13 protein-coding genes are annotated in these 15,153 nt (G+C 63.4%); 3 read left to right on the plus strand and 10 right to left on the minus strand.

Translation table 11 applies throughout. The annotated features are described in order from the left end of the window. Nucleotides 1-9: 9 nt before the first annotated feature. From HPQ62_RS16125 to HPQ62_RS16135, 3 genes are all read right to left on the minus strand, one after another. The gene (locus HPQ62_RS16125; RefSeq protein ID WP_174803599.1) at nucleotides 10-1,506 is read right to left on the minus strand and encodes a sugar ABC transporter ATP-binding protein; all 1,497 of its coding nucleotides are present in this window, start codon (nucleotides 1,504-1,506) and stop codon (nucleotides 10-12) included. Nucleotides 1,507-1,619: 113 nt separating this feature from the next. Beyond that, nucleotides 1,620-2,039, minus strand: a complete 420-nt coding sequence (locus tag HPQ62_RS16130) for a GlcG/HbpS family heme-binding protein (RefSeq protein WP_244629734.1) — start codon at nucleotides 2,037-2,039, stop codon at nucleotides 1,620-1,622. A 112-nt stretch (nucleotides 2,040-2,151) separates the two neighbouring features. Further along, nucleotides 2,152-3,141 carry a LacI family DNA-binding transcriptional regulator gene (locus HPQ62_RS16135; RefSeq protein WP_174803601.1) on the minus strand — a complete coding sequence of 330 codons (990 nt, stop codon included), beginning with the start codon at nucleotides 3,139-3,141 and terminating at the stop codon, nucleotides 2,152-2,154. Between the two features lie 315 nt (nucleotides 3,142-3,456). Here HPQ62_RS16135 and HPQ62_RS16140 point away from each other — a divergent pair, with 315 nt between their 5' ends. The 3 genes from HPQ62_RS16140 to HPQ62_RS16150 all read left to right on the plus strand — a co-directional run bounded on the left by HPQ62_RS16140 (nucleotide 3,457) and on the right by HPQ62_RS16150 (nucleotide 6,291). Beyond that, nucleotides 3,457-4,383, plus strand: a complete 927-nt coding sequence (locus HPQ62_RS16140) for an SMP-30/gluconolactonase/LRE family protein (RefSeq protein WP_174803660.1) — start codon at nucleotides 3,457-3,459, stop codon at nucleotides 4,381-4,383. 1 nt (nucleotide 4,384) lies between these two features. After that, nucleotides 4,385-5,263 carry an NAD(P)-dependent oxidoreductase gene (locus HPQ62_RS16145; protein ID WP_206678097.1) on the plus strand — a complete coding sequence of 293 codons (879 nt, stop codon included), beginning with the start codon at nucleotides 4,385-4,387 and terminating at the stop codon, nucleotides 5,261-5,263. A gap of 80 nt (nucleotides 5,264-5,343) precedes the next feature. After that, entirely contained in the window at nucleotides 5,344-6,291 is a 948-nt protein-coding gene (locus HPQ62_RS16150) for a 2-hydroxyacid dehydrogenase (RefSeq protein WP_174803603.1), read from the plus strand. Nucleotides 6,292-6,384: 93 nt separating this feature from the next. On the opposite strand, the gene HPQ62_RS16155 is transcribed toward HPQ62_RS16150, so the two are convergent. Genes HPQ62_RS16155 through HPQ62_RS16185 form a run of 7 tightly spaced genes read right to left on the minus strand, consistent with a single transcriptional unit; the run spans nucleotide 6,385 to nucleotide 15,152 of the window. Next, nucleotides 6,385-6,819 (minus strand): pyridoxamine 5'-phosphate oxidase family protein, encoded by a 435-nt coding sequence (locus HPQ62_RS16155; RefSeq protein WP_174803604.1) that lies wholly within the window; start codon nucleotides 6,817-6,819, stop codon nucleotides 6,385-6,387. Next, nucleotides 6,791-8,725, minus strand: coding sequence for a LysR substrate-binding domain-containing protein (locus HPQ62_RS16160; RefSeq protein WP_174803605.1), 1,935 nt, complete (start codon nucleotides 8,723-8,725; stop codon nucleotides 6,791-6,793). Before HPQ62_RS16160 ends, HPQ62_RS16155 begins: the two co-directional genes overlap by 29 nt. 58 nt (nucleotides 8,726-8,783) lie before the next feature. After that, on the minus strand, nucleotides 8,784-10,397 hold the full coding sequence (locus tag HPQ62_RS16165) for an HAL/PAL/TAL family ammonia-lyase (protein ID WP_174803606.1): 1,614 nt from the start codon (nucleotides 10,395-10,397) through the stop codon (nucleotides 8,784-8,786). 46 nt (nucleotides 10,398-10,443) lie between these two features. Further along, on the minus strand, nucleotides 10,444-11,694 hold the full coding sequence (locus HPQ62_RS16170) for a Zn-dependent hydrolase (protein ID WP_174803607.1): 1,251 nt from the start codon (nucleotides 11,692-11,694) through the stop codon (nucleotides 10,444-10,446). Next, nucleotides 11,691-13,067, minus strand: a complete 1,377-nt coding sequence (locus tag HPQ62_RS16175; RefSeq protein WP_174803608.1) for a dihydroorotase — start codon at nucleotides 13,065-13,067, stop codon at nucleotides 11,691-11,693. The genes HPQ62_RS16170 and HPQ62_RS16175 overlap by 4 nt, the downstream gene beginning before the upstream one ends. 30 nt (nucleotides 13,068-13,097) lie before the next feature. After that, the gene (locus HPQ62_RS16180; protein ID WP_174803609.1) at nucleotides 13,098-14,117 is read right to left on the minus strand and encodes an ABC transporter ATP-binding protein; all 1,020 of its coding nucleotides are present in this window, start codon (nucleotides 14,115-14,117) and stop codon (nucleotides 13,098-13,100) included. Next, nucleotides 14,118-15,152, minus strand: a complete 1,035-nt coding sequence (locus HPQ62_RS16185; RefSeq protein WP_174803610.1) for an ABC transporter ATP-binding protein — start codon at nucleotides 15,150-15,152, stop codon at nucleotides 14,118-14,120. Nucleotide 15,153 lies beyond the last annotated feature (1 nt).

Raw genomic sequence — 15,153 nt, forward strand, 5'->3', positions numbered from 1 at the left:
TCCTCCCGTTCAGGCCGCTTCGGAAGCGGAGGCCGCTGTGATCAGCGCCTGTGTCGTCAATTCATCGCCCTCCAGGGCGCGCACGATTTGGCCGCGCGAAAACACAAGCGCGCGGTTGCAGATATTGGCGACCTCTTCAAAATCCGTGGACACGACGACGACGGCGAGCCCGGCCTCCACCGCGCGCGCAATCAGCCTGTAGATTTCCGCCTTGGCGCCGACATCGACGCCGGCTGTCGGATCTTCTGCAATCAGAAGCTTGCGGCCGGTGGCAAGCCAGCGACCGACGACAACCTTCTGCTGGTTGCCGCCCGAAAGCGCTTCGACCGCGATCTCCGGATCATTCGGGCGCAGGCCGACGCTTTCGCCAATGGTGGCGGTCAGGGCGGCCTCGCTGCCATGGCTGAGGAACTTGAACAGGCTTCGCCCGACAGCGCCCGGGTTCATGAACATGTTTTCCCGCACCGAAAGCGGCATCGCGACCGATTCCTCGGCACGGTCACGGGCAATCAGGCCGATCCCGGCCTTCATTGCGCTGCGGGGCGAGGACAGGTCCGGCACCTCTCCGTTGAGCGTTATCTCGCCACCGAATTCGACCGCTCCGAAAAGCGCCCTGCCGACAGCCTCTTGGCCCGCGCCGCGCAGGCCGACGAGGCCGAGAAGCTCGCCTCTGTGAATGTCAAAGCTGACCGGGCCGACTCCGTCGGAGGTGAGATCATTGACACGCGCGACAACCCCGCCCTGCTTCAGCTTTGCCCGGAAGAAAAGCTCTTCCGTCTTGCGCCCGACGATCAGTTCGACGAGCTCGCCCGGCGTGGTATCCGCCACGGGCTTCTCGCCGACAAGCTTGCCGTCGCGCAGGACCGCGACGCGGTCGGCGATGCGGAAGATCTCATCAAGGCGGTGAGAAACATAAATCATCCCGACGCCGCGCTCCTTGAGCGGACGAATGGCATCGAAGAGCCGCTCCACCTCGTCTGCGGGAAGGCTGGCGGTCGGCTCATCGAGAACCAGAACATCGGCGTCCGTCGCAAGCGCCCGTGCAATTGCCACGAGCGCCTTTTCTGTTCTGGTGAGGCTCGAGATCCGGGTCTGGGGATCGAAATCGCAGCCGACGAGCTTCAGGGCCTCAGCAGCGCGGTCATCGGTCGAGGACCAGTCGATCAGTCCGGAACGGAGCGAAAACCCCTGGGCGAGGCCGACATTTTCGCCGACGGTCATCCATTCGATGAGCCCCATGTCCTGATGGATGAAGGCGACCGGTTGACGCTGAAGCGGCCTGGGCGGGCGATGCACATAGGGCTCGCCGCGAAAGTGGATTTCGCCGCTGTCCGGCTTGTGGATGCCCGCCAGGGTCTTGATGAGTGTCGATTTGCCGGCGCCGTTTTCCCCGAGAAGGGCGAGGATTTCCCCTGGCCGCAAAGCAAGCGTGACCTCCGACAGCGCGCGCGTTCCACCGAATATCTTGGTGATCGCGCGAAACTCCACGAGATTTGCGTCAACCATCGAGCACTCCTCCCGAATTCTCGAATATGATTTTATGTTATCGATAACATTTCAGAGTGTCAAGTTGAAAATGCGCAGACCGGCTGCGCGACCACTTTCGCTTGTGAGCAGGATCAGACCGTATCGGCGCCGATCGCCTCAAGTGCCGCCGTCGCAACGACGACATCCTGATCGCCCGTGCCGGAACCGATACCGATCGCGCCGGCGAGCAGCCCGCCGAAGCGGATCGGAAGGCCGCCTTTGAGGTTAATGACCTCGCCATCGGTTGCGATCGCGGCCGCAACAGCGAATTCAGGCGCCATCTGTCCCGTCGCTGTATTCAGGGATGCCGCCGTGATGGCTTTCGCCCGAGCAGTCTTCATCGACGTGAACTTGGCGCCGTCCATGCGGAAGATCGCCAGCGTCACGCCGCTTTGATCGACGATCACGACGTTCTGCGGCACGTTGATTTCCTCGGCCTTGGCGACAGCGGCGGCAAGAGCCGTCATGACGCCGTTGTGGCTGAGGGCGGTGGCGGGGCGGGTGTGGGACAAATCGTTTTCCTCTTCGAATATGTTCAATGGCAGACCCGACAAAACCGGCAAAACCGGCAGAGCCTGCCGCATCTTGTGTCCTGCCGTCACAGCCTGCGGCAAGGGCAGATGGTCAGGTGCTTTCGCGCAGAATGACCTTGTAAGGCGTCAGTATCAGTTCGTCGCCGCCGGCCTCCTCACCTGCCAGCACCCGCAGCAGCTTTTCGGCGGCAAGACGGCCGATTTCAAGACAGCCGACATTCACCGTGGAAATGCGGGGATGGCAGAAGGCCGAAATTTCGTAGTCTCCGAAACCCGCAATCGCGATGTCATCCGGCACCTTGATGCCGCGCCTGTGGCACTCCATGATGGCGCCGAAGGCCGAGAGGTCGGATACGCAAATCACCGCTTCCGTGTCCGGCCAGCGCTCGAGCATCGAAACGATGGCCTGCGCGCCCTGCTCTATCGAGATCGGCGGAACGCCGAAGGAGATGAGCCTGCCGGGCTCCAGATCCAGTTCCCTGATCGCATCGAGAAAGCCGGTCCGGCGCATGTTGCCGCGGGTGTCCCGCGTCGTGGTGCCGCCGATATAGCCGAATTTCCTGTAGCCCTTCGCGGCCAGTGCCTTGACCATGTCGCGCGTCACGGCACTGTTGGAGAACCCGACCACGCTATCGATCGGATCCTCGGGGATCTCCCAGGTCTCGATAACGGGAATGCCGGAATTGACGAGCATCCGCCGCGCGCTCGGGGTATGCGCGCTGCCGGTCAGAATGATCCCTTCCGGCCGCCGCTGCAGCATCGACTGGATGAGCTGCTCCTCCTTCTCCCTGGAATAGTCGGTATAGCCAAGAAGCAGTTGGAGGCCCGACCCTTCGAGCGCCTCGGTGATGCCGCGTGCCGTTTCGGAGAAATTGGAGTTGTTGATGGACGGCACGAGCGCCGCCACGAAGCCCGTCTTGCGCGAGGAAAGCGAGCCGGCAGACTGGTCGAGCACATAGCCAAGCTCGTCGACAGCAGACAGAATCCGCTTCCGCGTTTCGTCGGAGACGTGGCTGTCCTTCTTCAAGGCCCGCGACACCGTCATCGTCGATACGCCCGCCCGTTGCGCGACGTCAGCCATTGTCGGCGCAGCCTGCGGTCGCTGCCCGCCTCGTTGGCCACTATTCCTGCTACCTGCTGCCAATCTAAGTCCCCGTAGAACCCAACCTCGCCGTGGAGCGTAAGATCCACGGCCCTCTTCGATACGATTTCTTCTGGTCCGAGTACCGGACAGGTGTCAATGTTGCACGGACGCAACCGCCGGAGTTGGCGCAAATGGCACGGCCGAAATCCAACTTGTTCCGGGCTTTCACTTGACGCAGATAGCATATCTGTTATCGATATCATAGAGATTTCTTGGGCTTGGCCGGCCAGCACAGGTGACAAGGGGGGAGTGATGTACGGCATCTTGGAAGGAACCGGGTTTGAAGTGCTCGATCCCAGGTTTGAAGCGTGCTTTGTGGGGCATGCGCGGGTCGAGCGCCTCTGGACCGGAGGGCGCTGGCTGGAAGGGCCTGCATGGTTTGCGCCGGGCCGGTTTGTGCTGTTCTCCGACATCCCAAACAACCGCATGATGCGCTACGACGAGGCGAGCGGCCAGACCTGCGTTTTCCGTCAGCCTTCGAACAACAGCAACGGCAATACCGTCGACAATCAGGGGCGCCTGGTCACCTGCGAACATGGTGCCAGACGTGTTACGCGCACCGACTTTAACGGTCAGACCCGGGTGCTGGCTGACCGTTTCGAGGGCAAAAGGCTGAATTCGCCCAATGATGTTGTGGTGAAATCCGATGGTACGGTGTGGTTCACCGACCCCTCCTACGGGATCATGCATGATTACGAGGGCGACTACGCCGAACAGGAGATCGCGGGCTGCCATGTCTATTGCATCGACCCCGAAACTGGCAGGATCGCCCGCGTCGCTGACGATTTCGAAAAACCGAATGGCCTCGCCTTTTCGCCCGACGAAAGCCTGCTCTACATCGCCGATACCGGCGCGACGCACAAGGATGGCGGACCGCGCCATATCAGAAAATTCTGGGTCGGCGCGGACAATGCGCTGGAAGACCGCGGCGTCTTTGCCACCTGCACAAACGGATTGTTTGACGGCTTCCGGGTTGATCGCTGCGGCCGCATCTGGACCAGCGCGGCAGATGGCGTTCACTGCTACGATCCCGACGGAACCCTGATCGGCAAGATCCATCTGCCGGAGCTGGTTTCCAACCTGACATTCGGGGGTGAAAAGCGGAACCGTCTGTTCATCACCGCGTCCAGCTCGCTTTATGCGGTTTATGTCACCGCCAATGGCTGCAAACTGGGGTGAGATGACGATGAAAATCGCCTTTCTGGGCATTGGACTGATGGGGGCGCCAATGGCCCTCAACCTTCTCAAGGCAGGCTTCCCGATCACCGTGTGGAACCGGAGCAACGGTAAGACCGGCACGGTTCGAGAGGCAGGCGCTCTGGTTGCGGACACGCCGGCAGATGCCGTCTCCGGGGCGGATATCGTGATCACCATGGTGTCCGATGGTTCGGCGGTCGAAGATCTGCTGTTCGGCAGCGGCGCCGCAGAGCGGATCCTCGAAGGCGCGATCGTCATCGACATGAGCTCGATCAAGCCTGAAGAGGCGCGCGCGCATGCCCGCCGGCTGGCCGATCTGGGCGTGAGCCATCTCGATGCCCCCGTCAGCGGCGGCACCCGTGGCGCGCAGAATGGCACGCTTGCCATCATGGCCGGTGGCGAGGAACAGGCTTTCGCGCGTGCAGCGAAGGTTTTCGAACCGATGGGCAGGGCGATCCTTCTCGGCCCCTCCGGCAGCGGCCAGCTTGCGAAACTCGCCAATCAGGCAATCGTTGCCATCACCATCGGCGCAGTCGCCGAGGCAACGCTGCTGGTGCGTGAAGGCGGCATCGACCCGGCGCGCTTTCGGGCCGTGCTCAAGGGCGGCTTTGCAGACTCGGTCATTCTTCAGCAGCATGGCGAACGCATGCAATCTTCCGATTTCACGCCCGGCGGCCGCTCGGCCTTTCAGCTGAAGGATCTCGACAATGTGCTTGCAGAGTGCCGGAACATGGGCCTTTCCCTTCCGTTGACGACGTTGCAGCGTGACCGGTTTGCCGACCTGGTGAGCCGTCTCGACGGCGGCGACCTCGATCATTCCGCATTGTTTCTGGAACTGCTCGACCGAAATCACCTGAGCTGAACTTTCGGGCCGCCGGCGCACACGCAGGCGGCTCTTTTCTTAGAACAATATGATATCGATAACAAAATTGGAGAACACCCATGTCGAAAGTCGAGATCCTGCAGGTCGGTCCATATCCGATCTGGGATGATGAACGCCTCAATGCACGCTTCACCATGCACCGCTATTTCGAGGCGGAGGACAAGCAGGCTTTCCTGAAGGAGCATGCGCAGAAGATCCGCGGCATCGCCACCCGCGGCGAACTGGGAGCGAGCCGGGCCATGATCGAGGCGCTGCCGGCGCTCGAGATCATCAGCGTTTATGGCGTCGGCTATGACGCAGTCGATCTCGATGCCGCCCGCGCGCGCAACATACGCGTCACCAATACGCCCGATGTGCTGACCAAGGACGTTGCGGACCTCGGCGTCGCAATGATGATGTGTCTTTCGCGCGGCATGATCGGTGCGGAAGCCTGGGTGAAGAGCGGCAACTGGGCATCGAAAGGGCTCTATCCCCTCAAGCATCGCGTCCATGGCAAGCGTGCCGGCATTCTGGGCCTTGGCCGCATCGGCTACGAGGTGGGTCGACGGCTTTCAGGCTTCGACATGGATATCCTTTACAGCGATGTCGCGGCTAAGGACTATGCACCCGACTGGACCTTCGTCGAGGGCGCAGAAAAGCTTGCAGAGAGCTGCGACTTCCTGTTCGTGACGCTCGCGGCATCGGCCGCGACCCGCCATATCGTCGGCAAGCAGGTGATCGAGGCCTTGGGTCCGGAAGGCATGCTGATCAATATTTCGCGCGCGTCCAATATCGATGAAGACGCACTGCTTGACGCCCTTGAAAGCGGCAAGCTGGGTTCGGCGGCATTGGATGTCTTCGAAGGGGAACCGAACCTCAACCCGCGCTTCCTCGCGCTTGATAACGTCCTCCTGCAGCCGCACCATGCTTCGGGGACCTACGAAACGCGCAAGGCGATGGGAAAACTGGTCTTCGACAATCTCGATGCCCATTTCTCCGGCAAGCCGCTGCCGACACCGGTGTTGTGAAGACAGGCGCAGCGTCAAGAACAAAAGCCGGCAGCGGCCGCAGGAGCGTCAGGCTGAGACCCTGCGGGACGGGAATGCGTGCGCTCGCGACACTCAATCGCCGGCGCTCCAGCGCTCCTTGTGACCGAAGCCCCTGCCATTGTCCGTGAGCTTGATCATGGCAGGAGAGAACGACCAGAGCTGCGCGCTTGCGCCGGATGCTTCCGGAAAGGCGGCCTTGAAAATCGCTTCGCCTTTCCTTGCCTCCTCACCGTCCAGCATGGCCGTCCTGCCGCTTGCCTGCAGGCCGCAGAGCCGGCTGATATCGCGGTCCTGGCCGGCGATGGTTACCGCCGCAGCACCGTGCAGCAACAAGGCGGCACCATGACGCGTCGAAGCCGATGTGAAGAACAGCAGCCGGCGCGCCGCGCGATCTGCCACATAGAAGACGCTTGCAGCCCACAGTCCATCCGCATCTGACGTCGCGACCGACATGACGTGGTGGTCGAGGAGAAAAGCATCAATCGTTCGTGAAAAGGCGATCGTCATCCGCGGGCACATCCAGTTCTTTGGGGGAATGGGCAAAGGCGGCAACGAGCACCTGAATGATCGCGCGCTCCGCCGCCGAGAGCGCCCGGTCCATGGAAAAGATGACCGAAAGCTGACCGGAAATGTCTTCCGCTGCAATCGGCACGGTTTTAAGCCGCCCCTCGGCCACATCGCGGCGTACCGAGGAGGCGGGCAGGATGGTGCAGAGCGGCGCGCGTCTTGCCATGGCAATCGCCAGCGGCAATGAACCGGCCTCGACCACCGGCTGAAGCCTGAGATTTCGCGCTCTTGCGGCCGCCATGATGCTCTGGTGGATACTCAGGTGCCGGCTGCCCATGACGAGCGGCAACTGGCAGACATCCTCAAGCGTCAACGCCTCCTTGTCGCCGAGAACGATCGCCGGATTGGCGACGACTGAAAGCGGCTCGCCCGGCCCCAGGGCGATCTTGCCAACCTTGGTGCCTGCAACGCCGACGATGGCGAGATTGAGCGCTCCCGAGTGGACCAGATCGTTGAGCACGGCGTTGGACGCCTCTGTGATTTCAAGGCGCCAGTCGGGATTGCTGGCGTGCACCCGCGTCGCCATCGCGGCCACGCGGGCGGTCAGCGCACTGTCGTGACCGGAGCTTGGCAGCGTCCCGATGGATACGATTGCCTGAGTATGGGCCGCGATATCGTGCGACAGCCTGAGCATCGCCGCTTCCCGCGCCTCGATTTCCAGCGTGAAGGGCAGCAGCCGGTCGCCTGTCTGCGCGATCGCGCTGCCATCGCTGCGCCGGTTGAAAAGCGCGCTTCCGATGCTTTTCTCCAGTTTGTTCAACTGGACCGAAACGGAGGGCTGGGAGAGGTTTGCAACCCGTGCCGCAGCCGAAATCCCGCCGCTGCGGCAGGCGAGATTGAAGAGCTGTATCTGCCGCATCGTTGCTTCGGGCTCGAAGACGATATTGTCTTCCGGCGCGGCGAGGTTCTCCTTCACGAGCGCAAGAAAGGTTTCGCCACGCCCGGCAAGTGCGCCGCTGATCCGCGCTCCGATCGTCGATGTGAGCGGCGGACTGAGCGGCGTCGCCTCCACATGATGCAAGCCCATGCGCGCAGAGAGCATGGAGGCGGGCATCAGAAACCGCAGATGCGGCTTCTTGAGCACGAGATCCCCGAGATCATAGGGGTCCGCATCGATGTGAAGAAGCGGGTTGCCGAGGCCGTTCACCTCCACATAGCGGGCGATCGCATTGGCAAGCGCGGGACGCATCCGGGTCACGGCAAGCTTGTCGGTCACGATATTGAGCGGTGCCTCGCCGGCGCTGGCACTGACCGAAACCCAGGGGTCCTGGTAGAGTTCATCGGAAACGATGGGGCCGCTCAGCTCTATCTCGGGAAAGGAAAAGATATCGATCCGCGCACTCAATTCGCGCGGTATGCGCGCGCCAAGACCGCCTTCCTGCGCGGCCTCAGGCGTCCGGAAATCGGCAAAACGGCATTCGATCAGCGTCTGCGGCGCAAGGGTGCCCATGCGATGGATCGCCCTGTCGACGGCTTTCGACAGCCGGCCGATCGCAAAGGAAAGATCGATATCGACGACAAGCCTTTCCAGCGGCCCGGCCTCGACCTGACCGGCATAGTGCCGGGCCTGATGTTCCAGCTGAAGGATACGGCAGGCATCCCTGTAAAGCCAGAAAGCAGAGGGCATCATCCGCAGATGTCCGCCCTGACGCGAGAACAGGCGCATTCCGATGCGCGTTTCGAGCGTCTTCAGCGCTGTGCTGAATGTGGAGGTTCCAAGACCGTGTCCAGCCGCCGCTTCGGAAATCTTGAGGTTCTGGCAAGCCAGAACAAACTTCGCCAGCAATCTGAACTTGGTGACGCTTTCCATTCCGGCAAGTGTACTTGCGGCGTTGCGGCTTTTCAATATCGTCCCACCGGAAGGGCCGCCTCCTTTGACGGGAGGCGGCGCGATGCGTGAAAGCTCAATTGAGCGCGCCGACGGCACCCTCGGCAACGGTGAGGATCTTCGCCGACGTGACCATCTCGAAGGCCGGGCGGATCTGCCGCTGCATGTAGCTGTCTTCCTCGACCAGCGGAATGACATCGGTCAGCGCCTTGTAGAGGGCGGATGTGCCCTTGCCGAGCGCAAACCCGCCGAGCTTGTCCTGCGTCAGGAAGATCGCGCGGGTGGCGAGCAGGGTCTCGACGCCGATGATCTTGTGCATGTTGTCGAGGATCTGCTGGGCCTTGCGGCACGACCAGGGCGCCATCGAAACATGGTCTTCCTGGCTGCTCTTGGTCGAGATCGAATCGGCGACCGAGGGAAAGGCGAGCGTCTTGTTTTCCGACGCCACGGCGGTGGCCGCGGTGGCGATGATGCCGTAGCCGTAGTTCAGACCGATCGGCCGGCCGGCAAGGTTCGGCGGCAGACCGTAATTCAGCGTGGTGTCGCAGAGCGCGAAGAGCCGCCGCTCGGAGATATTGCCGATCTCGACCAGCGCGATCGACAGGATATCCATGGCGAAGGCAATCGGCTCGCAGTGAAAGTTGCCGCCGGAGAGGAATTCCAGCGCACCTGCTTCGTTCCAGAAGACCAGCGGGTTGTCGGTGGCGGCATTCAGGTCGCGGGTGACAAGATTGCGGGCATGATCGAGCTGGTCGCGGCAGGAGCCATGCACCTGCGGCATGCAGCGGAAAGAATACTGGTCCTGGACGCGGGCGTGATGGACCGGATGCAGGATGTCGTCATCGAGATGAACGGCGCGCGATGCCTCCGAGGTGCGGCGCGAGCCCTCGATCAGGCGGCGGACGTTTTCCGCGGCGTTGATCTGGCCAACCTGCTTGCGCACGGCATGGATGCGCGCATCGAAGGCCGCCTGCTCGCCGCGGATCGCCTCGAGGCTGAGGGCCGCGATGGCATCGGCCATCTTCATCATCTTCTCGGCATCGTAAAGCGTCAGCGCGGCCATGCCGGCGCAGAGACTGTTGCCGTTGATCAGCGCCAGGCAGTCCTTGGCCTGCAGCACGAATTCGATCGGCGTGATGCCGGCCTTTTCCAACGCTTCCGGCGCGCTCATGCGAACGCCTTCGAAATAGGCCTCGGCCTCCTCGTAGCCGATCATCACCGAGACCATGTGGGCAAGCGGCGCCAGGTCGCCACAGGCGCCGACCGACCCCTGGATCGGCACGACCGGATGAACGCCGCGGTTCAGCATGTCGAGCAGGCGATCGACAACCTCGATACGCAGGCCCGAGACGCCGACGCAGAAGGCATTGATGCGCACGGTCATCATGGCGCGGACCATTTCCTCCGACACAGGTTCGCCAACGCCGGACGAATGCGACAGCACGATATTCCTCTGGAACGTCTCGTTGTCGGCCTGGCTGATCGGGTAATCCTTCAGCTTGCCGACGCCGGTGTTGAAGCCATAGGTGGCAGGCGCGTTTTCCGTCAGCCAGTTTTCTTCGATATAGGCGCGCTTCTTGATGATCTCCGCACGCGCGGCTTCGGAAATTTCAACCTTCGCGCCCTCGCGGGCAACCGCGACGACCTGCTCGATGGTCAGGCTGTCGCCGTCCAGAATGATAGTGCTCATGTTTCTTCCTTTGAAAGATTTGATCCGGGCCGGTCACGCCGGCTTGTCACGATTGGTCGAGACGCATCAGCGTCTCGGCGAGAAGATTTGCGGCTGAGACGAAGTCGGCCGTATCGGTCCATTCCTCCGGACAATGGCTGCGCCCGTCCTTCGACGGGACGAAGATCATCGCGGCTGGCGCGAGCCGGGCGACGAATGCCGCATCGTGACCGGCGCCCGAAGCGAGCGGGCGGGAGGTCAGGCCAAGATGATCTGCGGCATCGGCGATCGTTGCCTGAAGACGCGGGTCGCAGGGTACGGCGAAGGTCCGGCTGAGCTGCGTCACCGAAACGGTGCAGCCTTCGGCATCCGCCGCCGCGCGTGCCATGTCCTCGGCGTCCGCCATGAACGTGTCCATGGCGCCATCGTCCTCGGCGCGGATATCGACAATAACCTCCGCGCTACCCGGCACGACGTTGGCGCCGTTCGGTTCGACATGGACCACGCCGGTGGTCGCGGTGAAATGGCCGCGACCGGCATTGGCGAGCGTTTGCGCGCCATCGCGGATGGCAAGCATGAACCGTGCGGCCGAGAGGCCCGCATCCTGGCGCATGGGCATGGGCGCCGTGCCTGCATGAGCGGCGATGCCTTGGAACCGCACCTTGAGCCGGCCGATGCCGGCAATGCCGGTGACGATGCCGATGGGCACATCTTCCGCCTCCAGCACCGGACCCTGTTCGATATGGATTTCGACGAAGGCACGGATATCGTCACGCAAGGGCCTGCCGAGCGCTGACGTGTCACCGCCGATGCGGTCGATCGCTGCATCAAGCCGCTCCTGATCCGGCCCCGGAAGGGCAAGCTCGGTCGGGCCGAGCGCGCCCGCCATCCCGCGACTGCCGACGCAGGAAAGACCCCATTCGCTCGGCTCCTCGGCGAGGAAATCCACCAGCTCGATCGTATGCCGCGGCTTGTACCCGCTCGTCTTCAGCGCCCGGATGGCGGCAAGGCCGCAGACGATGCCGGCAATGCCGTCGAACCGTCCGCCGGACGGAACCGTGTCGGAGTGGGAACCGGTCATGATCACGCCGGGCTCCGACCCCTCCAGCCGTCCTATCAGATTGCCCGCAGGATCCAGCCGAACGGACAGGCCTTCCTCTTCGAAGCGTGCCTTCAGGTAGTCACGCCCCTTGAGAAACGTCGGCGTGAACGACCGCCGCGTCCACGGCCTGTCAGGCTCCGTGATCGCCGCAAGATTGTCGAAATCGGCCTGCAGCGGCGCCGCCTCGACGGCGGCGAGGTTGATCCGCCCGCTCATCGCGCCTGTCCCGGAAGCGGGCGGGACGGCCGCACGAAGCGCCCTGCCCCAAGCGCCGCCAGCACATTGGTGCCGTCGAAGATCGCCGCGCCACGCTGGAAGGTCGCGACCGGTGCATGCCGTATCCGCATGCCCTCATAGGGGCTCCAGCCGACGACATTGTGTCCGCTTGCGCCGGCATCGTAGATGCGCGGGCGCTCGGCGAAGACTGCGATATCGGCGTCAAGACCGACCTTCAGGCCGCCCTTTTGATCGGCGATCCTGAAGAGCCGCGCCGGATTGCCTGCCATCAGCCTCGCGGCAATCGGGAGCGGCAGGCCGCGGGCGGTGAGCCCGTCGAGGAAAAGGCTTGCCATGACCTCGAGGCCGGGCATGCCGGAGGCGTTTTCCAGCATGTTGTCGGAGGATTTCGCCTGAAGGCTCCAGGCAACGTGGTCGGTCGAGATCACCGTGACATTGCCGGCCGCCACCTGTTTCCAGAGCGCCTCGCGCTCCTTCATGGTGCGGATCGGCGGGTTGCATTTGGCGCGCCCCAGAAGGCGGGAGACGTCCTCCTCCTCCGAGAGCACCAGATAGTGGATGCAGGCCTCGATGGTCGCCTCGAAGCCCTGCGCGCGATAGGCTGCGGCCATGTCGTAGCCGCGGCTCGCCGAGCAATGGACGATATGCGCCGGACACCCGGTCGCGGCGCCAAGCTCGTAGACCTCCGCCGTCGCAAGCATTTCGGCCACGATCGGGCGGGATGCGGAATGGGCGGCGTAATCGGTCCGCCCGGCGTCCTTCATGGCCTTGAGCCAGGTCTTCACGCATTCGTCGTTCTCGTTGTGGACGCCGGCGGCAAGGCCGGTTTTCGCCACTTCGGCGAAGGCATCATGCAGCATCGGCGTGGTGATGCGCGGAAACCGGTTCGGGTCGGTGTCGAAGGTCGAGAACTTGAAGGCCGCCGCCCCCGCTTCCGCCATTTCGGCGATATGGGCGGCGCCATGCTGTGGGTTGATCGTGCCGTAGAGCGCGAAGTCGACGCGGGCCTGCGCGCCGGCGCTCTCGGCCTTTTCGGCGATCATCGCGCCGGTCGAAATCAGCTTGCCGGCATCATAGGGCATGTCGACAATGGTGGTGACGCCGCCGGCTGCGGCAGAGCGCGTCGACCAGATGAAATCCTCCTGGTCCTTCTGCGAGCGCGAATGCACCTGCGGGTCGATCGCGCCGGGAAGAACGAGCGCCGCCCCGAAATCGTGGGTTTCGCGCGCGGCAGGCGGCACGCCCGTACCGATACGGGCGATCCTGCCGTCGCGGATGGCGACATGGCCGCCTTCGCTGACGCCCTCTTCCGTCACCAGCGTGCCCGTTATCACGGTATCGAAATCACTCATCATCTGATCCTTTTCTGATCCTGCTTCCGCTCAGGCCGTCTTTAGGCCCGGGGCCGGCTCGTCATGGGGAAAATGGCAGGCCGCGCGCTGCCCGCCCGGAGCCCGCTCGAGCCTCGGCGTCACGCTTGCGCAGATCGCCTCAGCGCGCGGGCATCTCAGCCTGAAGGCACAGCCTTCCGGCGGGCGGATGCGCGAGGGAACAGCGGCACGGGCTTCGCCGGGCGTGACCTTCTGGTCAAGATCGATCACCGGCACGGCGTCCAGCAGCGTGCGCGTATAGGGATGGGCCGGACGGTCGTAAATCGCTTCCGCGTCGCCCAGCTCGACGATGCGGCCCATATAGAGCACGCAGACGCGGTCCGAGACATTCTTCACCACCGCGAGATCGTGAGAGATGAAGATCAGCGCGAGCTGACGCTGTTCGCGGATGTCCTGCAACAGATTGATGATATGGGCCTGTACCGAGACATCGAGCGATGCGACCGGCTCGTCGCAGACGATCAGCTGCGGCTCGACGGCGAGCGCGCGGGCGATCGCAAGGCGCTGGCACTGGCCGCCGGAAAACTGATGCGGCTTGCGCCCGGCCACCTCGTTGCGGGTGAAGCCGACGGCGGCAAGCGCGGCGTCGACGCGCCGGTCGCGCTCGGCCCGCGGCACGCCCTGGATCTCGAGCCCCTCGGCAACGATATCCTCGACCTTGCGGCGCGGGTTGAAGGAGGAGACCGGGTCCTGAAAGATCATCTGCAGGTGGCGGCGCATGCGACGCATGTCGCCGGCGGACAAGCCGTTTATATCCTGGCCCGCGAAGGTGACCGCGCCTTCGGTGCTGGTGTTGGAGGCGCCGAGGAGCCGCAGCACGGCGCGCCCGATCGTCGTCTTGCCGGACCCGGATTCGCCGACCAGCCCCAATGTCTCCCCGGCGGCGACATCGATGGAGACATCATCGACAGCGACCATCGTCTTGCCCGAACGGGTAAAGCGGACCGCGAGGTTGCTGACCTTCAAAAGCGCATCGTCGCGCAGCGTATCGGCCACGGGTTGATTGCTCATCTACTCGGCCCTTTCTGCTCTGGCATGCGACACCGCCAGGCCATCCTCAGCTCCGACGGGGAAGTGGCAGGCGAACCGATGCCCGCTCTCCTCGCCCTCCGTCATGGCCGGCATGTCTTCATGGCAAACCGTCTCAGCGGCGCCGCAGCGCGGGGCGAATGGACAGCCCTTCCGCTCGGCCGAGAGCGATGGCGGGGCGCCCGGAATGGTGGCAAGTTTCGTGTGGGCCGGCTGGTCCATTCGCGGCATCGCCGAAAGCAGCGCCGCCGTGTAATGGTGGCGCGGATTGCGGAACACAGCGTCGGTCCTGCCATATTCGACGATATGGCCGCCATAGAGCACCAGGAGTTCGTCGGTTCGGCCGGCCACGATCGCCAGATTGTGGGACACGATGATCATCGACATCTGACGCTCGCGCTGCAGCGCCTGGAGAAGATCGAGGACTTCCTTCTGCACCGTCACGTCCAGTGCCGTCGTCGCCTCGTCGGCGATCAGGAGGTCGGGTTTGCAGGCAAGGGCTGCGGCGATCATGATGCGCTGCTTCATGCCGCCGGAGAAATGATGCGGAAAATAGCCGTAGCAATCCTCCGGATCGGCGATGCCGACCACGCCCAGGAGTTCGATCGCGCGGGCGCGGGCCTCCCGTTTCGAAAGTCCCAGATGGGCACGCGCGGCCTCCTCGATCTGGCGGCCGACGCGGACGAACGGATTGAGCGACGTCATCGGGTTCTGGAACACCATGCCGACCCGCCGTACGAGCAGTTCGGAACGCTTCTGGCGCGGCAGGCCGAGCAAATCCTCGCCGTCGAACACGATCCGGCCGTCGACGCGCATGCCGTTCGGGGTGATGCCCATGATCGCCTTGATCAGCATGGATTTCCCGGCCCCGCTTTCGCCGACGATCCCGAGCGCGGTTCTGGGCCTCAGTCTGAAATCGATGCCCTCAAGCACGCGGATCGGCCCGCTGTCCGTATCCAGCGTGCAGGCAATATGGTCGACCCTCAGCAGCGGAGTTTCGTTCTGATTGTCCAACATG

It is taken from the genome of Martelella limonii (assembly GCF_013344475.1).
Lineage (GTDB): Bacteria > Pseudomonadota > Alphaproteobacteria > Rhizobiales > Rhizobiaceae > Martelella > Martelella limonii.